This is a genomic window from Streptomyces sp. NPDC060035, assembly GCF_042736635.1.
In the GTDB taxonomy this organism is placed as follows: domain Bacteria; phylum Actinomycetota; class Actinomycetes; order Streptomycetales; family Streptomycetaceae; genus Streptomyces.
Map to the genome: position 1 here is coordinate 398945 of NZ_JBHWVO010000002.1, position 24314 is coordinate 423258.

General features: G+C 70.7%; 21 protein-coding genes and 1 pseudogene. 11 read left to right on the forward strand and 11 right to left on the reverse strand.

Annotation, left to right across the window (positions count from 1 at the left end):
• Nucleotides 1-51: 51 nt before the first annotated feature.
• Both ACFWBQ_RS04425 and ACFWBQ_RS04430 read right to left on the reverse strand, forming a co-directional pair.
• A complete protein-coding gene (locus ACFWBQ_RS04425) occupies nucleotides 52-1614 on the reverse strand; it encodes an APC family permease (protein ID WP_385483740.1) in 1563 nt (520 codons plus the stop codon).
• 35 nt (nucleotides 1615-1649) lie between these two features.
• Nucleotides 1650-2612 carry a hypothetical protein gene (locus ACFWBQ_RS04430; RefSeq protein WP_385483742.1) on the reverse strand — a complete coding sequence of 321 codons (963 nt, stop codon included), beginning with the start codon at nucleotides 2610-2612 and terminating at the stop codon, nucleotides 1650-1652.
• A 235-nt stretch (nucleotides 2613-2847) separates the two neighbouring features.
• Here ACFWBQ_RS04430 and ACFWBQ_RS04435 point away from each other — a divergent pair, with 235 nt between their 5' ends.
• A complete protein-coding gene (locus tag ACFWBQ_RS04435) occupies nucleotides 2848-3273 on the forward strand; it encodes an ASCH domain-containing protein (RefSeq protein ID WP_385483744.1) in 426 nt (141 codons plus the stop codon).
• A gap of 581 nt (nucleotides 3274-3854) precedes the next feature.
• On the opposite strand, the gene ACFWBQ_RS04440 is transcribed toward ACFWBQ_RS04435, so the two are convergent.
• Nucleotides 3855-5510, reverse strand: a complete 1656-nt coding sequence (locus ACFWBQ_RS04440; protein ID WP_385483746.1) for an FAD-binding dehydrogenase — start codon at nucleotides 5508-5510, stop codon at nucleotides 3855-3857.
• Between the two features lie 142 nt (nucleotides 5511-5652).
• Here ACFWBQ_RS04440 and ACFWBQ_RS04445 point away from each other — a divergent pair, with 142 nt between their 5' ends.
• The 4 genes from ACFWBQ_RS04445 to ACFWBQ_RS04460 are packed head-to-tail and all read left to right on the forward strand — an operon-like array spanning nucleotide 5653 to nucleotide 7793.
• Nucleotides 5653-6570, forward strand: a complete 918-nt coding sequence (locus ACFWBQ_RS04445; protein ID WP_385483747.1) for a DMT family transporter — start codon at nucleotides 5653-5655, stop codon at nucleotides 6568-6570.
• Nucleotides 6557-7084 carry an NUDIX hydrolase gene (locus ACFWBQ_RS04450; protein ID WP_385483749.1) on the forward strand — a complete coding sequence of 176 codons (528 nt, stop codon included), beginning with the start codon at nucleotides 6557-6559 and terminating at the stop codon, nucleotides 7082-7084. The genes ACFWBQ_RS04445 and ACFWBQ_RS04450 overlap by 14 nt, the downstream gene beginning before the upstream one ends.
• Nucleotides 7081-7485 (forward strand): YidH family protein, encoded by a 405-nt coding sequence (locus tag ACFWBQ_RS04455; RefSeq protein WP_385483751.1) that lies wholly within the window; start codon nucleotides 7081-7083, stop codon nucleotides 7483-7485. The genes ACFWBQ_RS04450 and ACFWBQ_RS04455 overlap by 4 nt, the downstream gene beginning before the upstream one ends.
• Nucleotides 7482-7793, forward strand: coding sequence for a DUF202 domain-containing protein (locus ACFWBQ_RS04460; RefSeq protein ID WP_385483753.1), 312 nt, complete (start codon nucleotides 7482-7484; stop codon nucleotides 7791-7793). The genes ACFWBQ_RS04455 and ACFWBQ_RS04460 overlap by 4 nt, the downstream gene beginning before the upstream one ends.
• Before the next feature lie 128 nt (nucleotides 7794-7921).
• Here ACFWBQ_RS04460 and ACFWBQ_RS04465 read toward each other — a convergent pair whose 3' ends face one another.
• Together ACFWBQ_RS04465 and ACFWBQ_RS04470 are read right to left on the reverse strand one after the other, a co-directional pair.
• Nucleotides 7922-8857 carry an NADP-dependent oxidoreductase gene (locus tag ACFWBQ_RS04465; protein ID WP_385483755.1) on the reverse strand — a complete coding sequence of 312 codons (936 nt, stop codon included), beginning with the start codon at nucleotides 8855-8857 and terminating at the stop codon, nucleotides 7922-7924.
• Between the two features lie 36 nt (nucleotides 8858-8893).
• The gene (locus ACFWBQ_RS04470; RefSeq protein ID WP_385483757.1) at nucleotides 8894-9532 is read right to left on the reverse strand and encodes an NADPH-dependent F420 reductase; all 639 of its coding nucleotides are present in this window, start codon (nucleotides 9530-9532) and stop codon (nucleotides 8894-8896) included.
• Nucleotides 9533-9634: 102 nt separating this feature from the next.
• On the opposite strand from ACFWBQ_RS04470, the gene ACFWBQ_RS04475 reads away from it, so the two are divergent.
• Complete coding sequence (locus tag ACFWBQ_RS04475; RefSeq protein ID WP_385483759.1) at nucleotides 9635-9976, forward strand: winged helix-turn-helix transcriptional regulator; 342 nt, start codon at nucleotides 9635-9637, stop codon at nucleotides 9974-9976.
• 41 nt (nucleotides 9977-10017) lie between these two features.
• Here ACFWBQ_RS04475 and ACFWBQ_RS04480 read toward each other — a convergent pair whose 3' ends face one another.
• On the reverse strand, nucleotides 10018-11307 hold the full coding sequence (locus tag ACFWBQ_RS04480; protein ID WP_385483761.1) for a glucarate dehydratase family protein: 1290 nt from the start codon (nucleotides 11305-11307) through the stop codon (nucleotides 10018-10020).
• A gap of 141 nt (nucleotides 11308-11448) precedes the next feature.
• Between ACFWBQ_RS04480 and ACFWBQ_RS04485 the strand changes: the two genes are divergently transcribed.
• From ACFWBQ_RS04485 to ACFWBQ_RS04495, 3 genes and pseudogenes are all read left to right on the forward strand, one after another.
• Nucleotides 11449-12471: a phosphotransferase family protein gene (locus ACFWBQ_RS04485; protein WP_385483763.1), complete on the forward strand. Its 1023-nt coding sequence runs from the start codon at nucleotides 11449-11451 to the stop codon at nucleotides 12469-12471.
• 7 nt (nucleotides 12472-12478) lie between these two features.
• A complete protein-coding gene (locus tag ACFWBQ_RS04490; protein WP_385483765.1) occupies nucleotides 12479-13696 on the forward strand; it encodes an acyl-CoA dehydrogenase family protein in 1218 nt (405 codons plus the stop codon).
• A pseudogene (locus ACFWBQ_RS04495) lies at nucleotides 13672-14142 on the forward strand (IS200/IS605 family accessory protein TnpB-related protein); the annotation flags it as partial. The gene ACFWBQ_RS04490 and the pseudogene ACFWBQ_RS04495, both read left to right, overlap by 25 nt.
• A gap of 7 nt (nucleotides 14143-14149) precedes the next feature.
• On the opposite strand, the gene ACFWBQ_RS04500 reads toward ACFWBQ_RS04495, so the two are convergent.
• On the reverse strand, nucleotides 14150-15466 hold the full coding sequence (locus tag ACFWBQ_RS04500) for a M28 family metallopeptidase (protein WP_385483767.1): 1317 nt from the start codon (nucleotides 15464-15466) through the stop codon (nucleotides 14150-14152).
• 383 nt (nucleotides 15467-15849) lie between these two features.
• On the opposite strand from ACFWBQ_RS04500, the gene ACFWBQ_RS04505 reads away from it, so the two are divergent.
• Complete coding sequence (locus ACFWBQ_RS04505) at nucleotides 15850-16563, forward strand: DUF6215 domain-containing protein (RefSeq protein ID WP_385483769.1); 714 nt, start codon at nucleotides 15850-15852, stop codon at nucleotides 16561-16563.
• A gap of 42 nt (nucleotides 16564-16605) precedes the next feature.
• Here ACFWBQ_RS04505 and ACFWBQ_RS04510 read toward each other — a convergent pair whose 3' ends face one another.
• Genes ACFWBQ_RS04510 through ACFWBQ_RS04520 form a run of 3 tightly spaced genes read right to left on the reverse strand, consistent with a single transcriptional unit; the run spans nucleotide 16606 to nucleotide 19666 of the window.
• The gene (locus ACFWBQ_RS04510; protein WP_351168070.1) at nucleotides 16606-17199 is read right to left on the reverse strand and encodes a TetR/AcrR family transcriptional regulator; all 594 of its coding nucleotides are present in this window, start codon (nucleotides 17197-17199) and stop codon (nucleotides 16606-16608) included.
• 38 nt (nucleotides 17200-17237) lie between these two features.
• Nucleotides 17238-18905 carry an AMP-binding protein gene (locus ACFWBQ_RS04515; protein ID WP_385483771.1) on the reverse strand — a complete coding sequence of 556 codons (1668 nt, stop codon included), beginning with the start codon at nucleotides 18903-18905 and terminating at the stop codon, nucleotides 17238-17240.
• The gene (locus tag ACFWBQ_RS04520; protein WP_385483773.1) at nucleotides 18902-19666 is read right to left on the reverse strand and encodes an SDR family oxidoreductase; all 765 of its coding nucleotides are present in this window, start codon (nucleotides 19664-19666) and stop codon (nucleotides 18902-18904) included. The genes ACFWBQ_RS04515 and ACFWBQ_RS04520 overlap by 4 nt, the downstream gene beginning before the upstream one ends.
• 172 nt (nucleotides 19667-19838) lie before the next feature.
• Between ACFWBQ_RS04520 and ACFWBQ_RS04525 the strand changes: the two genes are divergently transcribed.
• Nucleotides 19839-21107: an exo-beta-N-acetylmuramidase NamZ domain-containing protein gene (locus tag ACFWBQ_RS04525; RefSeq protein ID WP_385483775.1), complete on the forward strand. Its 1269-nt coding sequence runs from the start codon at nucleotides 19839-19841 to the stop codon at nucleotides 21105-21107.
• Between the two features lie 159 nt (nucleotides 21108-21266).
• Here the strand turns inward: ACFWBQ_RS04525 and ACFWBQ_RS04530 are convergent, their stop codons facing one another.
• Nucleotides 21267-24095, reverse strand: a complete 2829-nt coding sequence (locus ACFWBQ_RS04530; RefSeq protein WP_385483777.1) for a penicillin acylase family protein — start codon at nucleotides 24093-24095, stop codon at nucleotides 21267-21269.
• Nucleotides 24096-24314 lie beyond the last annotated feature (219 nt).

The window sequence follows — 24314 nt, forward strand, 5'->3', positions numbered from 1 at the left end:
GGCCGTCCGTCACCGGGGGCCGCGGGTGCCCGTCATCTTCGGGCAGGCACCTTACCGAGGGGCCGGCGTGCTCTCCGCGGCCTTCTCCAGCTGGAACGCCTCGTTGCCGAGGCCGATCCTGGCGTGCACCTCGGGCTTCGTGGAGCGCAGCACCGCCCCGTACACCAGGCCGCCGGCGAGGGCGACGCCGATGACCCCGGGCAGCAGCCAGTTGAGTACGGAGCCGGGGCCCGAGCCGACCAGTACGTCGAAGTCCCGGACGGTGAAAACCGCGATGGCCAGCAGTGCGATACCGGCGAGGCCGGAGGCCACGAGCCGGGGGGCCTGGGCGCGACCCGCGCCGCGGCGTACGAAGAAGGCGATGACGGCGAAGGAGGCCGCCGCCATCAGCAGGATCACTCCGAGCGCGCCGACGTTGCCCATCCACGTGAACAGGTGCAGGACGGGCGCCGTGGGGTCGCCGACCGGGTAGTCGTCCGTGAAGGCGAAGGCCAGCACGATCACGACAGAGATCGCCGACTGGAGCATCGATCCGGTGGCGGGCGCGCCGCTGGCCTTGCTGGTCCGGCCGAAGCCCGCGGGGAGCAGGCCCTCACGGCCCATGGCGAAGGCGTAGCGGGCGACCACGTTGTGGAAGCTGAGCAACGCGGCGAACATGCCCGTGACGAACAGGACGTGCAGCACGTCGGTGAAGGTGGCGCCGAGCCTCTCCTCGGTGAGGCCGAAGAGCATTCCCGGGCCCTCCTTGAGGGAGGTGTCCGCGATGAAGCCGGGGCCCGCGGCGACGGTCAGCGCCCAGGAGCTCACGGCGAGGAAGAGTGCGGCATAGCCGACGGCCATGAACATGACCCGGGAGACGACGACCTGCGGGCGGCTGGTTTCCTCCGCGTACACAGGGGCCTGTTCGAAGCCGACGAACGCGGCGATGCAGAAGCAGAGTGCGGTGCCGAGCCCCGCGCCGGTGAGGGTGTCGGGGTTGAACGCGTGCAGGGACAGGCCTTCGGGGCCGGGCTTGCTGACGGCGGCGATGTCGAAGATCACGACGAGGGCGCACTCGATGACGAGCAGGACACCGAGCACCTTGGCATTGAGGTCGATCTTCAGCCAGCCGAGGACACCGACGACGGCCACGGCGGCGAGGGCGGGAAGCCACCAGGACATGTCTATCTCGAGATAGGTGGCGAAGAGGCCGGCGACCTCGAAGCCGAGGATCCCGTAGATGCCGACCTGCATGGCGCTGTACGCGACCAGCGCGACGAGCGAGGCGCCGGCACCGGCTGTCGGGCCGAGACCGCGGGCGATGTAGGCGTAGAAGGCACCGGCGTTGTGGACGTGCCGGCTCATCTCCGCGTAACCGACGCTGAACAGCATGAGGACGATGCCGAGGACGACGTAGAGCAGCGGCTGCCCGACGATGCCCATCACGCCGAAGACCGTCGGCATCACCCCGGCGACGACCATCAGAGGGGCGCTGGCGGCGAGGACCGAGAGCAGCAGCCCGGGGGTGCCGAGCCGGTCGGCGCGAAGGGCGCGGTCCTCCCCCTTGTAGGTGTTGATCCCGCCGGTGTCGCCGGCCGTACCGGTCCCGGTCGTATCTGATCTGCCCGTCGACATGGCGGGGGTGGTCCCTTCGTTGAGAGCAACGTGCATCACGGGGTACCGAGCGCGTAGCTGCGCGCGGCGAGAAATTCGGGGTAGGGATCACGGCCGGAGTACGACCAGGGAGCCGCGGTCGCGTGGGGGCCGATGCGGTGGAAGAGTGCGGCGGCCTCGGCGGGGCGGCCCTCGCAGATCTTGGCGTGGGCCAGGAAGTTGAGGTCGATGTGGTGGCGGGGGTGGTCCTCGCGCTCCCATTCCAGCCACCAGTCGAAGGCGGCCTTCATCACCTGTCTGGCCCGGCGTCCGGCCCAGTGGCCCGAGCCCGCCGGATCGTCGGACGCGCTGCCTGTCGTGACCAGGACGCGGTAGCGCTCGGCGTGCGCGACGACGGGGAGTACGGCGAGCGGCGAGTCGGCCGGGGCCTGTTCGGCCGCCCATGCGGCGAAGTCGTAGACCTCGTGGAGCGGGTCGCCACCCTCGGGATGGGTCTCGGCCAGCAGAACCGTCATCAGGTGGTGCGCCTGGTGGTGTTCGGGGTGGCGGGACCGGACCGCCTCGAACTGTCTGGCGGCCTCCTCCCGGGTGCCGTACGCGCGGTCCAGCATCATCAGGCCCAGCCAGGGGGTCGGGTCGGCGGGGTCGAGCCGGGCGGCGCCCAGGCAGGCTTCGCGCGCCTCGCCTTCGCCTGCACCGGCCTTGGGCCGCAGGGCCCGGGCGACCGTGGCGCAGGCGAGCAGGGTGGTGGCGTCGGGGCTGTCCGGTTCGGCGAGCAGCCAGTCGCGCGCCCAGTCGGCCGCGGACGGGGTGGCGGCGAGCGCGAGGACCCGGTGGCCGCGGCGGTCCCAGTCGGTGCCCGTGCTGACGAGCAGGGAGCGGGCTCTGGCCCATCTGCCCTGGGTGAACTGACCTCGTACGTCGATCAGTTCGCTGTCGCCGAGAGCTGCGTCGAAAGCGTGGTCCGAGCGGCTGCCCTTTCGGCGGGAGCGGCCCAGGGGCGGCGGAGGCGGGGACATCCGCAGGCTTCCTTTTCGACGCGGTGTGCGAGTTGGGCGGACGCGGTGTGCGAGCAAACGATCGCGCACAGCAAAGCGGTAGGTAATGCTCCACGTCAAGGGCGGCCCTTCCGTAACTGCGTGCGCCAGTCACGCAGTTGACGGTCGAGGGCCGTGGTCTGAACCATTCGCGCAGCTCGCCGCAGGGTTACCGGGAGGCCGGAGCGGCCGGGGTGACGCGTGCCACACTGCCGTCATGGAGAACCGCGAACCGCTCAAACCCTTCCTCCTCGCCTTCCCCGGACCGCTGCGCGACCGGCTGGTGGCGGCCGTGCTCACCGGCGAGAAGGTGTCCACGTCGGGGCTGCTCGCGGAGTACGAGGCGGAGAGGGAGGACCTTCCGCCGGTGGGCGAGCGGTCCGCTCTGATCGACTCCCGGGGACGGGAGGTCGCTGCGGTGGAGCTGACGGAGGTGCGGGTGGTGGCACTGGGCTCGGTCGGTCTTCAGCACGCACTCGACGAGGGCGAGGGGTACACGTCCCTCGCGCAGTGGCGGGCGGGGCACGAGGCGTTCTGGCACAGCGAGGAGATGCGGGAGGCGCTGGGGAACCCGTCGTTCACCGTGGACGACGACACGAAAATCGTCGTCGAGAGGTTCCGGGTGGTGGAGCGGTGGGAGTGACGGAGCCCGGCCCGGGCCCCTTCACTCGGCGGGCCTCCGGACCGGGCAGGTGGGAACACACGGCGGGCAGCGCGTAGAGCTTCTTCCCGTGCATCACGGCCGGCCGCGTGCCCGCCGCCACCACGTGACACTGCTGGATGTCACCGGTCCTGTCGTTACAGGTCCAGCGCAGCTTCCCGGTCGTCGCGTCGAAGGAGTGCACGCCCCCGTCCTTGTCGAACTCGGTCGCGCCGTACAGGTTGTTGTTCACCTTGGCGAACTGCCATGCCTGCGTGGCCGTGTCCAGCAGATCCTCGTTGTGCCGGATCTGCTTGCCCGTTCCGGATCCACCGCCCACAGGCTGCGGGCGCTGTCGGCCGCGTGCAGCACTCCGTCCAGGACGTGCGGGTCGCTGAACGCGCTGAAGTCGTTCCTCGCGAGCGACCGGCGTTCCTTGCCGCCGGCCAGTTCGAGCGCCCGCAGCCGCCCACTCGCCGCAAGCCGACCGTCGGTTTTCGGCCGGTCGCCGCCCGGCACAGAATCGGGACAGGGTCGTGAAGCACCCGCCGTCCCGTCACGGAGCGCCGTGCGGGCCGGTCCCCTCAGCCGGTCGCCTCCGCGGCCGCCCGGCCTGCCGCACGGCCCGAGAAGATGCACCCGCCGAGGAACGTGCCCTCCAGTGAGCGGTAGCCGTGGACGCCGCCTCCGCCGAAGCCCGCCGCCTCTCCCGCCGCGTACACGCCGGGCAGCGGGGTGCCGTCCGCCGTCAGGATGCGGGAGGACAGGTCCGTCTCCAGGCCGCCCAGGGACTTGCGGGTGAGGATATTGAGCCGGACGGCGATCAGCGGCCCCGCCGCGGGGTCGAGGATGCGGTGCGGTTTGGCCGTACGGATCAGCTTGTCGCCCAGGTAGGTGCGGGCGCCGTTGATCGCGGTGATCTGGAGGTCCTTGGTGAAGGGGTTGGCGATCTCCCGGTCCCGGGCGGTGATCTCGCGGCGCAGGTCGTCCTCGTCGATCAGCGGTTCGTCGGTCAGTGCGTTCATCCCGCGGACCAGTGCGCCGAGGTCCTTCTCCACGACGAAGTCCACGCCCTTGTCCATGAACGCCTTGACCGGTGCGGGTACGTCGGCGCGCGCCCTGCCGATCACGTCGCGGACCGACTTTCCGGTCAGATCGGGGTTCTGCTCCGAGCCGGAGAGCGCGAACTCCTTCCCGATGATCTTCTGGTCGAGGACGAACCAGGTGTATCCGTACCCGGACTTCATGATGTGTTCGAGGGTGCCCAGCGTGTCGAAGCCGGGAAAGAGCGGGACCGGCAGCCGCTTCCCGCGGGCGTCCAGCCAGAGGGAGGACGGGCCGGGCAGGATCCGGATGCCGTGCTTGGCCCAGATCGGATTCCAGTTCTCGATGCCCTCGGTGTAGTGCCACATCCGGTCGCGGTTGATGTGATGGGCTCCCGCCTCCTCGGTGATGCCGAGCATCAGCCCGTCGACATGGGCGGGGACGCCGGAGAGCAGTTTCTCGGGCGGGGTGCCGAGCCGCTCCGGCCACTGGGCGCGCACCAGGTCGTGGTTGCCGCCGATGCCTCCGGAGGTGACGATCACGGCCTGCGCCTTCAGCTCGAAGGCGCCGGTGACCTCTCGGCTGCTCGCGGTGCCCCGTTCGGCGCCGCTCGCGTCGAGAAGCTCGCCGGTGACCGTGTCGATCGCCCCGGCCGAGCGGCCCAGGCCGGTGACCCGGTGGCGGAACCGCAGCTGGACGAGGCCCTTCGCAACGCCTTCACGCACCCGCCGTTCGAAGGGGGCGACGACACCGGGGCCGGTGCCCCAGGTGATGTGGAAGCGGGGGACGGAGTTGCCGTGGCCGTTCGCGTCGTAACCGCCCCGTTCGGCCCAGCCGACGACGGGGAAGAGCCGCAGCCCCTGGGCGTGCAGCCAGGACCGCTTCTCACCGGCCGCGAAGTCGACGTAGGCCTCGGCCCACTTCCGCGGCCAGTGGTCCTCCTTGCGGTCGAAGCCCGCCGTGCCGTACCAGTCCTGGAGGGCCAGCTCGTGGCTGTCCTTGATCCGCATCCGGCGCTGCTCGGGCGAGTCGACGAGGAAGAGGCCGCCGAAGGACCAGTGCGCCTGGCCGCCTATGGACTGTTCGGGCTCCTGGTCCAGCAGGATCACGCTCCGGCCCGCGTCGACGAGCTCGGCGGTGGCCACCAGACCCGCGAGTCCGGCCCCGATCACGATCACATCAGCGTCGTACGCCATGGTTCCATCCTTCGGGGCGATGCCGTGCGGTGCACGAAGTTACTTGTGCGTCAGATCTTCGGTACCGGCCGCTTCCACGTCAACCGCCCGGTCGGCGCCGCCCTCACCGCTCGCGCGGGTCCGCGGGGCTATCGTCGGATCCGTGTCGGTGCTGGTTCTCCTGCTCTCCGTGGGCGCCGCGTGCTGTCTGGGCTTCGGGTTCGTCCTCCAGCAGGACGCCGCCCGACGTGCGCCCTTGAGCGACTTCCTGTCGCCCCGGCTGCTGCTCGACCTGATGCGGGTGCCGAGCTGGCTCGCCGGGATCGGCCTGATGGTCTGCGGCATGGTCCTCGGGGCCCTGGCACTCGGGCAGGGCGAGGTGTCGCTCGTCGAGCCGCTGCTGGCGACCAATCTGGTCTTCGCGATGGCACTGTCGCGCCACCGCACCGGGCAGTCACTCGGACGGCAGGGCTGGGGCGGGCTCTGTCTGCTGGCGGGCGGCGTCACCGCCTTCCTGCTGGCCGGCCAGCCGGAAGGCGGGGAGGCTACCGCGGATCCGCTGCGGCAGTGGCTGGTGATCGGCACGGTCGCCGGGCTCGCGGTGGTCCTGACCGCCTCGGCCAGGCACCCGCGGACCCCCGGAACGCCCGTACTGCTCGGGCTGGCGGCCGGACTGCTGTACGGATTGCAGGACGCCCTGACCAGGCTCTGCGGGGAGCGGCTGGACGAGGGCGGCTGGGCGACGCTGATGACGGGCTGGCATCCGTACGCGGTCGTCGTGATCGGGGTGACCGGCCTCATCCTGGTCCAGAGCGCGTTCGAGGCGGGGCCGCTGCGGATGTCGCTGCCCGCTCTGACGGCCGCGCAGCCGCTGGCCGGGATCGTCTGCGGGATCGGATTCCTCGGCGACCGGGTGCGCACCGACACGGGTGCCCTGGCCTGGCAGGCGGCCGGCCTCGCGGCGATCGTGGCCGGGATCGTGCTGCTCGGGCTCCATCCGGCGATGCCGGAGGGGAAGGGCCGGCACGGGTCCACTGCCGCCGACAGATTGATGTTGGATGAGCGGCATGACTCCGGCTGACGAAATCCTGGACATCGTCGATGAGAACGACGAGGTCGTCGGGCAGGCGCCGCGCGGCGAGGCGACCGCGCGCGGCCTGCGCCACCGCTGTGTCTTCATCGAGGCCAGAGACGCCGGGGGGCGGCTCTTCGTGCACCGCAGGACCGCCACGAAGCTGCTCTTCCCCTCGCACTACGACATGTTCGTCGGCGGGGTCGTGGGCGCGGGCGAGTCCTACGACGAGGCGGCGCTCCGGGAGGCCGGGGAGGAGCTGGGGGTGCCGGATCTGCCCCGCCCCGAACCGCTGTTCACGTTCCTCTACACGAGCGCCGAGCACAGCTGGTGGTCCTACGTGTACCAGGTGCGGTGCGAGCTGCCGGTGGATCCGCAGGTGGAGGAGGTCGCCTGGCACACGTTCCTCACCGATGCGGAGCTGGAGCAGCGGTTCGGCGACTGGATATGGGTGCCGGACGGGCTGGAGACGTACCGCCGCCTGCAGGAGTTCCGGGCCCGGGGGACGGGGGCCACCGCATGAGCCGCCGCAGCGACGTCGTGCGGGGCCTGCGGCTGTGGTTCGCGCCGCAGCAGATCCGTGCGGAGGGCGATACTCCGGACTATCGCTTCTCGCTCGCCAACGAGCGCACCTTCCTTGCGTGGATCCGGACGGCTCTTGCGCTGATCGGCGGTGGTTTCGCCGTCGACCAGTTCCTGCCCGGTCTGTCCTGGGGTCTCCGGGCCGGCATGGCCCTCGGGCTGCTCGTGGCCGGTGTCCTGTGTGCCCTGCGCGCGGTCAATCACTGGGTGCGGTGCGAGCGGGCGATGCGGCGCGACGAGGATCTGCCCGTGTCCCGCTTCCCGGCGCTGCTGAGCATGGTCGTCGCCGTGGTCGCCCTGGCGATGGTGGTGGTGGTCCTGTTCGGCTGGGAGGGCCGGTGACCACGGCCGGGCGCGATCCCGGCCTGCAGCCGGAACGGACGAGGCTGGCCTGGCGGCGTACGACGTTGTCCTGCACGGTGGTGGCCCTGCTCGCGGTCAGACAGGCGCTGCACAGCGGGGCGACCGGGCCCGGGGTGATCGCCGTGGCCCTGAGTCTGCTGGCCTGGCTGGGGTTTCTGCGGGTGGCGCACCGCCGGGTGACGGGCCTGGGATCCACCGCGCCGCTGCCGCTGTCGCCGCGCAATGCGCTGACGGCGGCGGCGTGCACGGTCGCGCTCGCGGTGTTCGCCGCCGCCACGCTGTTCTGAAGCCGCCACGCTGTTCTGAAGCCGCCGTGCCGGTCCGAGCCCGCGTGCCGGTCCGAGGACTCTGTGCCGGTCCGAGGACTCTGTGCCGTTCCGAGGTCTCCGTGCCGTTCCGAGGTCTCCGTGCCGTGTCAGTTCTCCCAGTCCACGGTGACGACGATCTTGCCGCGAGTGCGCCCTTCCTCGTTGAGCCGGTAGGCATCCGCGGCCTGCTCCAGAGGGAAGACCCGGTCGACGTGGACGGCGATGACGCCCTGCTCGGCAAGCTCCGCGAGATGTGCGAGGTCCTGGGCGTCGGGGCGTACGAAGGCGTAGCGGCCGCCGTAGGAGAAGACCTCGGCGTCCGCGATGGAAGCGAGCCTGCCGTCGGGGGCGAGCGTCTCGGCGGAGACCTGCAGGGCTTCCCCGCCGACGGTGTCGAACGCGGCGTCGATGCCGTCCGGGGCCAGGGCTCGCAGCCGGTCGGCGAGCCCTTCGCCGTACTCCACGGGTTCGGCGCCGAGCTCTCGCACGTACGCGTGGTTGTGGGGGCCTGCCGTGCCGATGACCCGGCAGCCCGCGTGCCGGGCGAGCTGGACGGCGAACGAGCCGACGCCTCCGGCGGCGGCGTGGACGAGGACGGTCTCGCCGGACCGGACCTTCAGGGTGCGGTGGAGCACCTGGTGGGCGGTGAGTCCGCACAGCGGAAGACCCGCGGCTTCCTCGAAGCTCAGACTCAGGGGCTTGCGGGCGAGGGTCCGCACGGGCGCGGCGACGTATTCGGCGAACGTCCCGCGCGAGAGGAAGTCCTCGCGCACGTAGCCGATGACCTCGTCGCCCACCTCGAATTCGTCGACGGCGGCGCCGGGTTGCACGACGACCCCGGAGACGTCCCAGCCGGGGATGACCGGGAAGACGGTTTCGAGCCCCGCCTGGAGGTATCCCTCGCGGGCCTTCCAGTCGACGGGGTTCACGCCCGCGGCCCGCACCTTCACGAGGACCGAGTCGGGGCCGACCTTGGGGTCGGGCCGCTCGCCGTACTCCAGGACATCGGCCGAACCGTAGCTGCTGTAGCTGATCGCCTTCATCCTCCGACGATCGGCGCAGGTCAGGGTCCCCGCAACTCAGGCTGTCACGGCGTGGAAGGGCGGTAGCAGGGTGCGCGGGTCGAGACCGGAGTGCCAGAGTCCGATGAGGAAGGCGGTGGTCGTCTCGAGATACCCGGCCCGGTCGAGCCCGCCCACGGTCAGGGGTACGCACCCCAGGGCCCGCACCAGGATCCGTACGGCCTCCAGGGCCGGCTCGTCGTCCCCGCACAGCGGGACGCCGACCGGCCCGTCGGCGAAGGCGGGCGGGGTGAGCCGCCATACGGAGTCCGGGAGGTGGTTGAACGCCTTGACGACCCGCGCCCCGGTGGAGTCGGCGATCGTACGGGCGGCGCCCGGGCCCCCGTCGGTGGTGAGCCGGAAGCCGGGTCCGACGGCGTTGGTGCAGTCGATCACCAGCCGGCCCCGCAGGGCACCGTCCGCGGCGCCGAGGCCGGCGAGGACGCCGGCCACGGCGTCGTACGGCAGGGCGAGCAGGATCGCGTCGCCGAAGGCCGCCGCCTCGGTGACGGTGCCCGCGCTCTGGCCGGTACGGCCGGCGAGCGCCCGGGCGCGGTCGGGTGACCGGCCGCCGAAGAGGACGTCGTGCCCGGCTCTCCCCCACCGGGTGCCAAGGGCTTCCGCCATGTTCCCCGTACCGATGATGCCGATCCGCATGTCCGTCTCCCGTGGCCGCTGTTCGCGTAGCGTCGTCCTGTCGGAACGCTAGGAGATCCGTTGCGCACCGTTCGGTGCCCGACGGGCAGGGGAGGGGAACCCATGGACCGGCTGCTCGCGGACTGCCGGGCCAGGCTCGGCTTCGACCTGCTGGGGAACACCTGGAATCCCGTGGTCCTGTACGCGCTCGGTGCGGGCCCGCGCCGGCCCGGTGAGCTGCGGGCGGAGATCGGTGGCATCAGCGCCAAGGTGCTGACCGAGACGCTGCGCAGGCTCGAGGGCTACGGACTGGTGGAGCGTTGCGCGTACGCCGAGGCGCCGCCGCGTGTGGAGTACGCGCTGACGGCGCTCGGCCGGACGCTGCTCGAACCGATCGAGGCTCTGGGCCGCTGGTCGGCCCGGTACGGGGACGCGTTCGTGGCGGCGCAGGGGTGGGAGGACTAGGGGGTGCCCGCCCAGGGCCTTCGATCGGGCCTGGGCGGGCCCTACCAGCGCGGGATCGGCGGGGTCACCCACTCCGGGTCGGCCTTTCGCATCGCCGCCGCGTCGTCGCGTGCGCGCATCGTGCCGTCGTCGTCGAGCCAGCGCCGGTGGAGCGCGGCCAGCCGGTCGCGGTCCAGTTCGACACCGAGTCCGGGGGCGTCGGAGACGGCGAGGTGTCCGCCCTCGAAGGTGTGGCGGGTGGTGATGACGTCCTCGGTCTGCCAGGGGTAGTGGCTGTCGCAGGCGTAGTCGAGGTTGGGCACGGTGGCGGCGACGTGGGTCATGGCGGCGAGGCTGATGCCGAGGTGGGTGTTGGAGTGCATGGAGAGCCCGACGCCGAAGGTGCGGCAGATCCCGGCCAGTTCACGGGTGCGGTGCAGTCCGCCCCAGTAGTGGTGGTCGGAGAGGATCACCTGGACCGCGTCGCGGGCGAAGGCCTCGGGGACTTCCGCGAGGGTGGTGACACACATGTTCGTGGCGAGCGGGAGGTCCGTCCCGGCGGAGACCTCCGCCATCGCCGCCGTACCGCTCGCCGGGTCCTCCAGATATTCGAGTACGCCCTTGAGCTGATCGGCGACGTACAGCGAGGTCTCCACGGACCAGGCCCCGTTGGGGTCCAGCCGCAGCGGCTGCCCCGGGAAGGCCTCGGCGAGCGCGCGGACGGCGGCGATCTCCTGGTCGGGCTCGAAGACACCGCCCTTGAGCTTGAAGGAGGTGAACCCGTGCTCGCGGGAGAAGCGCTGTGCCTGGGCGACGACTCCGGCGGGGTCGAGCGCGGCGCCCCAGTCGTCCTGCTCGCCGCCGGCGGGGTGGGCCGCCCAGCGGTAGAAGAGGTACGCGCTGTACTCGACGCTGTCGCGGACCTTTCCGCCGAGCAGCGCGTGCACGGGCAGGCCGAGGGTCTTGCCGAGCGCGTCCAGGCAGGCGACCTCGAAGCCGGAGACGACGGAGAGCCGCAGCTTGTCGGCGGTCTGCACACCGCGCAGCCCTCCTGCGTCGACCCGCCCGTCGGCGGCGCGTGAGTCGCCGCACACCTCGTCGGCCAGGGCGAAGAGGCCGTTCAGATCGCTGACCGAGCGGCCGGGGAGGGCACGGGCGAGCGGCTCGGCCAGTTCGAGGTAGGTGCCGTCGCCGTAGGTCTCCCCGATGCCGGTCACGCCGCCACGTGTGACGACCTCCACGATGAGCCGCGGCGTGTACGGCTGGTGGACGCCCTGGGTGTTCAGCAGCGGCGGATCGGCGATGAGGATCGGGGTCAGCCGGACGTCGTCGATCAACATTGCTGTATCCATACATGAACTCTATTCAGGCATACGACTGAACGCCAGACCGGGAGCCAAGATCGTCCACTTGATTCCGGGAGTTCACTGGACGACATACCGACTGGTCGGCATCATGGTCCCGATCGTTCAACCGTCCCGGAGGTGCGCACCATGAGCCCAGTCCATCCGCCAGGTCTCGACCTCGACCTGCTGCGCGGGTTCCTCGACCGCGAGCGGCCTGGGCTGGTGAACGGACCGCTCGAAGCCCGGCTGATCGAGGGCGGACGCTCCAACCTGACCTACATCGTCACCGACGGCACCGGGCGGTGGGTCGTCCGCAGACCGCCGCTGGGCCACGTGCTGGCCACCGCGCACGACATGAAGCGCGAGCACCGGGTGATCAGCGCACTGCATCCGACCGCCGTACCGGTGCCCGAGCCGGTGCTGCTCTGCGAGGACGAATCGGTCATCGGCTCGTCGTTCTACGTCATGGAATACGTCGAGGGAACCCCGTACCGCACCGCCGAGCAGCTCGCCCCTCTGGGCGCCGAGCGCACCCGGGCCGCCGTCCTCGGACTCGTCGACACCCTGGTCGATCTGCACGCCGTGGACCCCGTGGCCGTCGGCCTCGGCGACTTCGGGCGTCCGGAGGGCTTCCTGGACCGCCAGCTGCGGCGCTGGGGCAAGCAACTGGACGCCTCCCGCAACCGCGAGCTGGCCGGGATCGACGAGCTGCACGCCGCGCTCGGCCGGGCGATGCCCGCCTCCCCGGCGCCCACCGTCGTGCACGGCGACTACCGCCTGGACAACGTACTGATCGGGACGGACGACCGGATCAAGGCCGTCCTGGACTGGGAGATGTCCACGCTCGGCGACCCGCTGACCGACCTCGGCCTGCTGGTGATGTACAGCTCCGACCTCGACCTGCCCGCCTCCCCGGTGTCCACCACCAGCGGCGCGGCCGGTCATCCCGCTCCCGCGGAGCTGATCGAGCGCTATGCCGCCCGCTCCGGCCGGGACACCTCCGGCATCTCCTGGTACACGGCCTTCGCGTGGTTCAAGCTCGCCGTGATCCTCGAGGGCATCCACTACCGGTACACCCTGGGCCAGACCGTCGGCTCCGGCTTCGACCGCATCGGCGACCTCGTCCCCGTCTTCATCGCGCACGGCCTCACCACCCTCAAGGAAGGCTGATCACCCCATGGACTTCGCATTCGACGCCCGTACCGAAGAGCTGCGCACCAAGCTGCTGGCCTTCATGGACGAGCATGTGTACCCGGCCGAGGAGACCGCGGAGGAGCAGCGCGCGCAGCTCGCCTCGCCGTGGGACACCCCGCAGGTCGTGGAGGACCTCAAGGCGGAGGCGCGCAGGCAGGGCCTGTGGAACCTCTTCCTTCCCGACGCCGAGTACGGCGCCGGTCTGACGAACCTCCAGTACGCCCCGCTCGCCGAGATCACCGGCCGCAGCCCGCATCTCGCTCCGACCGCGCTGAACTGCGCGGCCCCGGACACCGGGAACATGGAGGTGCTCTTCCAGTTCGCCACGGACGAGCAGAAGAAGCAGTGGCTGGAGCCGCTGCTGGCCGGTGAGATCCGCTCGGCGTTCGCGATGACGGAGCCCGAGGTGGCCTCGTCGGACGCGACGAACATCGAGACCCGGATCACGCGGGAGGGCGACGACTACGTCATCAACGGGCGCAAGTGGTACATCTCCGGGGCGATGAACCCTGACTGCGCGGTCTTCATCGTCATGGGCAAGACCGACCCGGACGGCGAGGACATCCGCCGCCAGCAGTCCATGATTCTCGTCCCGCGCGACACCCCCGGCCTGGAGGTGCGGCGTGCTATGCAGGTGTACGGCTACGAGGACCACTCCCACGGCGGCCACGCCGAGGTCGTGTTCACCGATGTGCGGGTTCCCGCCTCGAATCTGATCGGCGAGGAGGGCGGCGGCTTCGCCATCGCCCAGGCGCGGCTGGGACCGGGCCGTATCCACCACTGCATGCGGCTGATCGGGATGGCCGAGCGTGCGATCGAGCTGATGTGCAAGCGGGCCGTGTCCCGCACCGCCTTCGGCAAGCCCCTCGCCCAGCAGGGCGTCGTGCAGAACTGGATCGCGGACGCCCGGGTGACAGTGGAGCAGCTGCGGCTGCTGGTCCTGAAGACGGCCTGGCTGATGGACACCGTGGGCAACCGCGGGGCGCACACCGAGATCCAGTCGATCAAGATCGCCACGCCGCGCGCGGTCGTCGACATCCTCGATCAGGCGGTGCAGCTGTACGGCGCCGGCGGGGTCAGCCAGGACTTCCCGCTGGCCGAACTGTGGGCCTCGGCACGAACCCTGCGACTGGCGGACGGGCCGGACGAGGTGCACCAGCGGTCGCTCGCCCGGCGCGAGATCAAGAAGTACCTCAGCTGATCTCCGGAATGCCGACCGGCAGGCTCAAAGCCCGGCCCGTCTCCATGGCCGCCGAACAGGGCCTGGCGATTGTCGCAGTCGACCCTGCCTACACATCGATGTGGGGTGGGCAGCATCGGCAGAAACCGCTGACCACCCCGCACCGCAGAATGTCCCGTCAGGATGCCGCCGGTATCGCGATCGGGCGACGCGCCCTCGGACACCTCATCCGGCGTCGGACGACACCGCCCCCACACGACCGGAGTGATCGTGTCGGGCATCGGACCGCCCAGCCCGGACCGGGTGCACGAGGGCGTGAGGGAACCCGCCCACCCACAACGGACCCCGCCCCTGGAGGCGTGCCGCCGAACGGGACGCGAAAGCGGGAACCCAGCGCATCCAACACCGCTCGGGATGCGCCCGGAACGCACCAGTGGGTCCAGGACTCACTTATGCGCACTGGCTAGGAACGGTTCAGAAGGTGAGCTTCCAGCTGTCGATGAAACCGGTGTCCTGCGAGGCCGTGTCGCGCACCTGGAGCTTCCAGGTGCCGTTCGCGGTCTCGCTCGACGCGTTGACGGTGTAGGTCGCGATCACGTTGTCGGCCGAATCACTGCTGCTCGCGTTCTTCAGCCGGTACGCGGTGCCGTCCGGGGCGAGCAGATCGACGACGAGGTCACCGCGCCAGGTGTGCTTGATGTCCACGGCCACCTGGAGTGCGGCGGGGGCGTTGCCGGTACGGCCGGTGACCGCGATGGGGGAGGTCACGGCCGCCCCCGCGTCCGGGACGGCGACATCGGTGGTGCTGCTGAACACGCCCTCGCCCGTGGGCGGTTCGACCGTTCCCGCGGACAGGGTCCAGATCGCGTGGGCCACGGCGTCGCTGTTGCGGTCCAGGGCCGTGTCGTTGATGTTGGCCGTGGTGTCGCAGGACGAGTGGTAGCAGCGGTCGAAGGACTGTCCCGCGGTGCCGCCCCACTTCTGGGCCTGGGCACTCGACTTCGTGTTGCTGGCTCCGGTGAACAGGCCGCCGACCGGCACGCCCGCGCTCTTGAACGGGGCGTGGTCGGAGCGGCCGTCGCCCTCGGTCTCTATCTCGGTGGGTACCGACAGACCGGCGAAGTAGCTCTTGAAGGTCTGCTCGATGACCGGGTCGTCGTCGTAGACGAAGTAGCCGGCGTTGGGCGAGCCGATCATGTCGAAGTTGAGATATCCGGCGAGCTTGGCACGCTCGGTGGCGGCGAGGTTGTTGACGTAGTACTTCGAGCCGACGAGCCCCAGCTCCTCGGCACCCCACCAGGCGAACCGCAGGTGCTTGTCGGGAGTGAGCTGTGCCCGGGAGACGGCGAGGGCGGTTTCGAGGACGGCGGCCGAGCCGGATCCGTTGTCGTTGATGCCGGGCCCGGAGGTCACCGAATCGAGGTGGGAGCCGGCCATGAGGACCTTGTTCGGATCCCCTCCGGGCCAGTCGGCGACGAGGTTGTACCCGGTGGCTCCGCCGGAGGTGAACTGCTGGAGTGCCGTGGTGTATCCGGCCGCGTCCAGCTTGGCCTTCACGTAGTCGACGGACGCCTTGTAGCCGGTCCGGCCGTGGGCCCGGTTGCCGCCGTTGGCGGTGGCTATCGACTGGAACTGGGTGAGGTGCGCCTTGACGTTGGCGACGGGGATGTCGGGCGCCGCGGCCGCCGCACGGGGGGCGGGCGCCGCCTGCACCGCGGGGGCTGCGGTCGCGAGCAGGGCCACGACTGCGAGGGCGGACGCGGACAGGGATCTGTAGCGGGACGGGCTCATCGAGGGCTCCGGATTCCGTTCGGGGACTGACGGAACGTGCGGGGGGTACCCGGCCGTGCACGGCCGGGGCCTGGAGCTGGCGGTGCGATGTGCGTGACCGATGGTCAGCGAGATGGCCGTGTACCGTCAAGAGCTGAATCCGGACAGTCCCGTTCGCTCAGCGGACAGAAAGCGACGTTCGCGCGCCGGGGCGTTCCCCGGAGGACCGGTGACGAGGCGTCGGCCTCGGTCGGCCCGGCTTCACATACGGAGGCCGGTAGCGGGCAGGGCCGACAGGGAATCGGCCGGGGCCGCACCCGGCGAAGGCCGGACCCCTTGCCCGCCCGATGATCATGGGTTACGGTCCCCGGGCACATATGGGGTGATCATGACAGGCGGGGGACATGGCCGACGATATAGGTACGCCCACGAAGGGCGCGGGCGCGTGGGGGCAGGCCGTCACGGCCGTGGTGATGGTAGGGGCGCTCGCGGGCGGTCTGTGGACGATCGCGAAGACGTCCTCCCCGGACAACAGCGCCCCGAAGCCCGCCACATGCTCGGACGGGGAGCCGAAGAAGGTGGCGGGAGAGCCCGGGAAGGCGCCTCGGCGCGTCTCAGGGCTGCAACTGTGCGAGGCGCTGAACCGTCCCGACCTCGCTGAACTGCTGGGCACGCCCGGGGAGATCGCGAAGACCGCCAGCGACAGCGGTGGCACCATCGACCTCGCCGGCGGCAAGGAGATCGACACCCCCTCGGCCCGGGTCGAGTTCGGGAACTACACCGTGACGTTGTCGGCCACCTACGACGGTCTTCCGGTGGCCGGGTCCGCCACGCTTCTGGGGGCCGACGCCACGCAGCGGACGGTTCTGGACCGCCCGGCGGTCTTCTACTCGCAGCGCACCATCAGCATCAGTTTCCGCCTCGACGGAAGCGACTCCGACAGCGGTCCCGGCGTCCCGGCCCGCGTCCTCTTGGTGGCCCAGGACGCGAAGGACGGCGGCGGCTCCTTCGAGGTGGCCCTGTGGCGCGCGGACGGCTGGGTGCCGGACGACGCGGTGCTGCTCGGCGTCGCCGAGAAGGTGCTGCCGACCGTCCCGGGGTGGGCTGTCGCACGGTGACGGCCTCCGGCGCGCTGCACGGCGCGTCCGGCGGCTTCGCCGTCAGGGACGCAGGGCCCTCAGCAGCAGGTCGGCCAGATGGTCGGCGACCTCCTGCTGGCTGAGGGGGCCGTCCGGGCTGTACCAGGTGGACAGGTGGTGGACCGAACCGAAGTGGTAGTCGACCACAAGGTCGGCGGGGGTCGCCGAGGAGAACACACCGCTGCGCTGGCCCTCCTCGACGAGTGCCCGGAAGCCCTCGTGGTAGCGGCGCCGCTCCATCCGTACCTGCTTGTTCTTCTCCGGGCTCAGGTGGTGCATCGAGCGGAAGAAGATCGAGGCGTCATCGAGGTTCTCGATGGTCGTGACGACCACGTCCGCCGCCGCGTCACGCAGCCGCTGCTCGATCGGAGCCTCGGCGTTCGCGTACGCGTCGAGCCGCTCCTGCTGGAGCCGCAGCACCCGGGCGTAGACCTCCTGGAGGAGGTCCTCCTTGGAGCCGAAGTAGTGGTACAGGGCGCCTTTGGTGACGCCCGCCGCCTCGACGATCTCCTGGACCGAGGTGCGGTCGTAGCCACGCTCGGCGAAGAGCCGGGTGGCGGCGGCCAGCAGCCGTTGAGGGACGGGCGTACCGTTCCCGTCCGTCGCCTTGGCCATGGCCGCCACCTGTCCTTTCGTCTGTGCGTGAAGTGCTCTTACCGGGGGGAACGCAGTTCCCGCCTGAGGATCTTCCCACTTGCCGTCTTCGGGAGCTCCGTCAGGATCTCCACTTCGCGCGGATACTTGTACGCGGCGAGCCGTTCCTTGCAGTACGCGCTCAGCTCGCCGGGCTCCACCCCGGCCCCCGGGCGCAGGCTGACGTAGGCGCGGACGCTCTCCCCGCGGTAGGCGTCGGGGACGCCCACGACGGCTGCCTCGCGGACTGCGGGGTGGGTGTAGAGGACGTCCTCGACCTCACGCGGCCAGACCTTGAAGCCGGAGGCGTTGATCATGTCCTTCTTGCGGTCGACGACGTAGAGCCAGCCCGCCGCGTCCATGAAGCCGATGTCGCCGGTGCGCAGTTCCCCGTCGGGGAAGGCGGCCTCGGTGGCCTCGGGAAGATTCCAGTAGCCGGAGACGACCTGCGGTCCGCGTACGGCGATCTCGCCCTGTTCGCCGAAGGGGACGTCGTCGCCCTTCTCGTCGATGATCCGCACCAGTGTGTCGGGGCCGGGAACGCCGACGGACAGGGTCCCGGACACCGGGTCGACGGGGGCCTCGTGCTCCGGCGGTACGGAGGCGCAGGGCGCGGTGCACTCGGTGAGCCCGTAGCCGTTGCGGATGTACGGGCCGAGGCCGTCGCGGAATTTCTCGACGAGCGCGGGCGGCAGCGGTGCACCGCCCGAGGAGATCACCTCGAAGGAGGCGAAGTGCTCGCGGGTGACCCCGGGGTGCGCGGCGAGCGCCATGAAGGCGGTCGAGGGGCCGACGGTGTAGGCGGGGCGGTGCTCGGAGAAGGCCTCCAGGACGACGCTCGCCTCGAAGCGGTAGGCGAGGACCAGGGTGCCCGCGTTGGCGATGCACGCGGCGAGCTGGCACACCATGCCGGTGATGTGGAAGAGCGGGGCGAGCGCGAAGTAGGCGGCCCCCTCGGCAATGGGGTGGCCTGTCCGCTGCCGCTCCGCGTTGACCATGATGTTGCCCTGCGAGTTCATGGCGCCCTTGGGGGTGCCGCTCGTCCCGGAGGTGTAACTGATCAGCGCCACGTCGTCGGCGGTGAGCTCCCTGTCCCCGGGTGCGGGAAGGTCCCGGCGGGCCACGGCCACCAGGTCCGCCGCCCAGTCGTCGGGGCCGGGGGCGGGGAGCCGCTCGAAGCCGAGCACCCGTGGGTCGTCGGCCGTCTGGAGATCGCGCTCGCAGGCGGTGACGGCGATCTTCACGCTGGGCGCCGCCTCCGCGGTGTCCCGCAGATAGGACTCCCAGGCCAGGTCGGAGCAGATCAGCGCGGTCACCGCCGCGTCCTTCAGTACGTGGCCGACCTCGCCGGACTTGTACATCGGGTTCAGCGGGACGACGGTCGCGCCGGCCTTCCAGGCGCCGAGCAGCGCGAGGACGAAGTGCGGGCTGTTCTGCAGCATGATCGCCACACGATCGCCGCGCCGCAGCCCTTCGGCGGCGAGATGCCCGGCCACGGAGTCGGAGAGCTCATCGGTCTCGCGGTAACTGAGGCGACCGTCGAAGTAGGCGAGTGCCGGGTGCCCGGGGGCCCGCCCGACGGCGGCGCGGAAGGCGTGCACCAGCGTCTCGGCCGGGTTGACGGGGGCCCGCTGGGCCTCGCTGAGCAGGGCGGTCCACGGCTTTGCCGCATAGATCGACTCGGTCATGCGCCGGCCTCCTCCCACTTCTGCTGCAGGTGGTTCATGCTGCCGATCCAGTGGTCGGGGTCCTTGGCACGGGCCCGGTAGTACCCGGCCACCTCCGGATGCGGCAGGACCAGGAAGCGGTCCTGCTCCATGGCGTCGAACAGGGCGTCGGCGACGGCCTCCGGCTCGATCGCGGTGGGGGCGAGTACGAGATCGCCCGCGGAGCCCGCGGCGGTGAGCATGTCCGTACGCACGCCCTGCGGGCAGATCGTGTGGACCTTGATGCCGCGGTGGCGGTAGGTGAGCGCGAGCCACTCGGCGAAGGCGACGGCTCCGTGCTTGGTGACGCTGTACGGGGCCGCGCCGATCATCGTCAGCAGACCGGCCGCGGACGCGGTGGAGACGAAGCGGCCGCTGCCGCGCTCCAGCCAGTCCGGCAGCAGCGCCCTGGCCGCGCGGACGTGGGACATCACGTTGACGTCCCAGGCCGCGGCCCAGACGTCCTCGTCGGCGAAGGCGTCGCCGCCGGACGCCAGGCCCGCGTTGGCGCAGTAGATGTCCACCGTGCCGTCGAGTGCGTCGCGTGCGGCGTCCACGATCCGGGAGGCGTCACCGGCGACGGCGGTTGCGCCGATCTCCTCGGCGAGCGCCTTGATCCGGTCGATGTCGAGGTCGTTGACGACGACCCGTGCACCCTCTGCGGCGAATCTGCGGGCCAGAGCGGCTCCGATGCCGCCTCCGGCTCCGGTAACCACTACGCCAGCGCCCTGCACCGTACTCATCGGTCCCGCCTCTCTCAGCCGTCTTCCCCGGCAGACTAACCAGTCGGTATGTGATCAGGGAAGGGGTCCTGGGCAGGACTGGGAATCTGCCCGGTCAGGGCCGTTCCGTGCGGCCCGCGCCCGCGCTAGCGTGCGTGGCCATGACAGTCGGCGCGATCATGGAGGTAGCGGAATGACCCTGTCCAGGCGTGGTTTGCTGGCCGTCGGCGGAGCGATGGGGGCCGTCGCGGCCACTGCGGCCGGGCCCGGGACGGCCGCCGCCGCAGGCCGGGGGCACGGTGCCGGGCGCACCGGGGTCCGTACCGGGTTCGAACGGCTGGCCGCCGACGGGTACCGGCTGCTGGCCGGAGAGAAGGTCGGCGTCGTCACGAATCCGACCGGGATCACGGCAGACGTACGGCACATCGTCGATGTGATGCACCCGGACGAGCGGGTGAATCTGACCGCCGTCTTCGGACCGGAGCACGGCTTCCGCGGGACCGCGCAGGCGGGCGGCTCGGAGGGACGCTACGACGACCCGGCAACGGGACTGCCGGTCTACGACACCTACCTCAAGAGCGGACAGCCGCTCGCCGACATCTTCACGGCCTCCGGCGTGGACACGGTCGTCTTCGACATCCAGGACGCGGGCGCCCGCTTCTACACGTACATCTGGACTCTGTACGACTGCATGGAGGCGGCGGCGCTCGCGGGCAAGCGGTTCGTGGTCCTCGACCGGCCGAACCCGGTGACCGGGAGGGCGGCACTGGGCCCGGTGCTCGATCCGGCCTTCGCGACGTTCGTGGGGCGCAGGGAGATCGCCCAGGCTCACGGGATGACGGTCGCCGAGCTGGCGCTGCTCTTCAACGCGGAGTTCCTGGCGGCGCGGCCGGTGGAGCTGGACATCGTGAAGATGTCGGGGTGGCGGCGTTCGGACTTCTTCGACGTGACGGGGCTGCCGTGGGTGCCTCCGAGCCCCAACATGCCGACGCCGGAGACGGCGCTGGTCTATTCGGGGACGTGTCTGTTCGAGGGAACGAACCTTTCCGAGGGGCGGGGCACGACCCGGCCGTTCGAGCTGCTCGGAGCAGAGGGGGTCGACTACCGGTGGGCGGCGGCGGCGAACGCGCTGGAGCTGCCCGGGGTGGCCTTCCGTGAGGCGTACTTCGCGCCGTCGTTCTCCAAGTTCCAGGGGAAGACGGTGGGCGGGGTGCAGGTGCACGTCCAGGACCGGGAGGTCTTCGACCCGGTACGAACCGGAATCGCGCTGCTGGTGACGGCGAAGCGGACATGGAGCGGGTTCGCCTGGCGGACGGACAACTGGATCGACAAGCTCACGGGCAACACACGGGTCCGCACGATGATCGACGCGGGTGCGGACACCGATGAGGTGGTGGGGGCGTGGAAGGCGGATCTGGCGGCGTTCCGGGCCATGCGTAAGAGGTATCTCCAGTACCGGTGAGTGCCGGGGGCGTCCGGCGGCCGGTTCTTGGTCCCTGCCGCACGGACGGAGCTCCGCCGGGGCGCACCGGAACCGTTGGCCTCGGGCGCCCCGGCACCCCGCCTTGTCCCCGACCGCCGGACGGGCTCGACATGCCCGTCCGGCGGTCGGGGACGGGAATCAGCGGTGCGCGGGGAATTCCACGACCTGCTGGTACGTCGGCCGGTTCTGCCAGTGGATCGTCTTGTGGGTGATCCCGCCGAGCGCGCGGTGGATGATCGCGTCGGTGCACCACTGCTCCCCCGCCCCGCAGCTGTCGTCCCCGGGGTAGACCGTCGTCGCGGGCTCGGCAGCTGCCTGCTTCAACGTGGTGAGCAGCGCATCGCGGCACGCGCTCAGGTCGCCGTTGCCGCAGTACGTCTTCGCCAGCGGCCCCTTGACGGGCTGTCCGAGGACCTGTCGCAGGTCCTTGTCGGCGAAGCCCCACCAGCCGTACTGGAACGAGGAGCCGCTGTGCGCCCCGCTCGGCCCGTGACTCGCGGCCGGTGACTCGTCCGTGGCCAGGCTCCCGGTGAGCGCGGTGTAGAGGCCGTCACCCAGACCGGGCCGGAATTCGGCCTCGATCAGCTTCGGCCACCAGGCATCCATGATCCGTACGGCGTCCGCGTGCGTGTACGTGTGCGATCCGGGGCTGGTCTCCTTGCGCTGCGCACCCGCCGCGCGCCATGAGTCCAGCTGCTGCACCACCGAGTTGAGCGCGGGATCTGTGACCGGCTGGGAGCGCAGCACCTTCAGGAGCTCGGGCAGCAGCTGCTCGCCCCGCAGGTCCGTGACGGCTGCCTCCGCCATGGCGCGGGTGAGCGAGGCGCGGGTCACTCCGCCGTCCTCGACCAGTTCCGCCACCCGGTCGTCGAGCAGGTCGCCCCGGTGCACCGCGCCGAAGCCGAAGGCGGCGGTGGCGTAGTCCTTGGCCTGACGGTTGTTCCAGGAGATGTAGTAGTCCTGGCCGCTGGACTGCGGGTGCTCGGCGAACGGCGTGTAGTCGGTGGTGTTGGCCGTCGGGTCGTAGCCCTGCCACTCGTACGCCTTCTCGGCCTTCACCGGCAGCGCCGGGTCGACCCCTGCCGCGCGCACCGGGTTCATGCCGCTGTTGTAGAAGGCCGCGGTGCGCGAGTCCGCGTAGAACCAGTTGAAGGCGTAGTCGATGTGACTGGCCGCCTGTTGGAAGGAGGCCGCGTCCGTGACGTACGCCGGGTCGTTGAGCATCTGGAAGCCGATGATCGAGTCGGCCTCGTGCCGGTAGGTGGTGCGCAGCGAGGTGTACGCGACGGGCTTGCCGCCCACCGTGGCGCGGTGGGTGACGATGCCGTGGTCCGTGCGCCAGACCTGCATCCGGTAGGAGCCCTTGGCGGTGGAGTCGGCGACGGTGGGCTTCCAGGAGTTGGTGCGCTCCAGCTTCTCCATCGGGGCGCAGGCGCCGTCGTTGCGGTAGTGCGTGGAGTCCTTGGAGGGCGCGGAACCGTCCGGTTCGCAGAGCTCGATGGCGTAGGTGTCGGTGATGTCCTGGGCGGCCGATGTGGCGCTCCAGGCGTAGTCCTGGCCGCGGCCCATCTGGATGTACATGCCGACTCCGGCGAAGGAGACGCCGCGGGCGCTGATGCCGGGACCCTGGAGCTCCTGGAGCATCATCAGCTGGGGGGCGAAATAGCCGGTCTGGGGGCCCATGACGGCGATCGGGTTGCCGCTCGCGGTGTGCTTGCCGGACACGAGGAGGGCGTTGGACATGCCGCGCTTCTGGGCGCCGCTGCCGGTTCCGGGCAGCGATCCCTCGGGGATGACGCCGTCGTCGTACATGCCCTGCAGCGGCTTGAGGGTGGCCGGCGCCTTGACCGGGGCCTTCGCGCCGGTGCCCGCCGAACCCGTGCGGTCGTGGATCAGGGGTTCGGGTGTGACGGAGCCCGGATCGGGAAGGGCGGTTCCGCGGGCCTGGTCGGGCTTGCCCGCGTACGGGAACGAGGTTCCGTCGTGGACGGTGAGGACGGCTTCCGGGTCGTTGCGCTGGCGGAACGACTCCCAGACCCTGGTCCCCTCCTCGACACCGTATTTCTGCTGGGCGGCGAGCAGTGAGAGCGCGGCCTGCACCTCGCCGCCGCCTCCCCCGCCGAACTGTCCGCCGACGACCGAGGCGATCGAGATCAGGTCGGTCAGTTCGAACGGCTGGATCTCGCCTATGTTGGTGATCGAGTCGATCTTCCCTGTCAGGACGTACTCGCCCGGGAAGTAGCGGCCGTTCTTCGACTTCACCCGATAGGCGTTGATGCCGTCGACGTACGCCTGGGCATCGGCCATCGCCTGCTCACCGCGTGCGCCTTCGGTGGTCCTGATCCATGCGACCTGGGCTTCGAGGTCCGCTTCGGTGTACGGGGCCTGCGGCCAGAACTGCTGTTCCAGGCCCTGGTTGGCGAGCGCTCCCCCGGCGAACGAGGTCAGCTCACCCCGTCCGATGTGCCGGAAGAGGTCCATCAGCCAGAGACGGTCCTGCCCCGCCGCGAACCCGGCGCCGAACTCGGTGCCGTAGCGGGTGGTGCCCTTGATGTGGGGAACGCCGCTCTTCTTGTCGCGGGTGATGGTGACGTCCTCGCGCGGCGAGGTGACGGACTCGACCTGGTTCGCGGCGACCCCGAAGGAGGCGTCGTTGAAGAACTCGGTCAGTTTCTGGTCGGTGAGGCTCGTGTGGCCCGCCACCAGGCCGTTGTAGCGGTCGAGCTGGTCGTCGCTGTGGGCGGGGTGGGTGCCGAAGGCCTTGTTGCCGAGGATCTCGACGAGGGTGGCGTTGCCGTTCTCGCCGGGTGGCAGGATGTCGGCGCACTGCCCCTGGCAGTGGTCGGTGACAGCGACGGGTTCCCTCTGGGCCGCGCCGGCCTGAGGGGCCGAGGCGAGCAGGGACGTACCGAGAGCGAGAACGGCCGCGACTGTGGCGGCTCTGAGCGTGCGGGTGCGTGGGGGCATGCGTGCTCCTCCGGATGGCCGATGCGCCGGAGGTTACTGGCGGTACACCCCGTCAGTAAGATGAACATCAGTCACTTTTTCCGAATCATCACACCCGCCGCCACGCCGCCCTGCATGGGCCATCTCAGGTAGTGGACGCATTTCGCCTTTCGATGGAGCCGAAACGGGCAGTCGTACGTCCATCCCTTGACGCCGAAGTACGACCGACGGAGGTGGCAG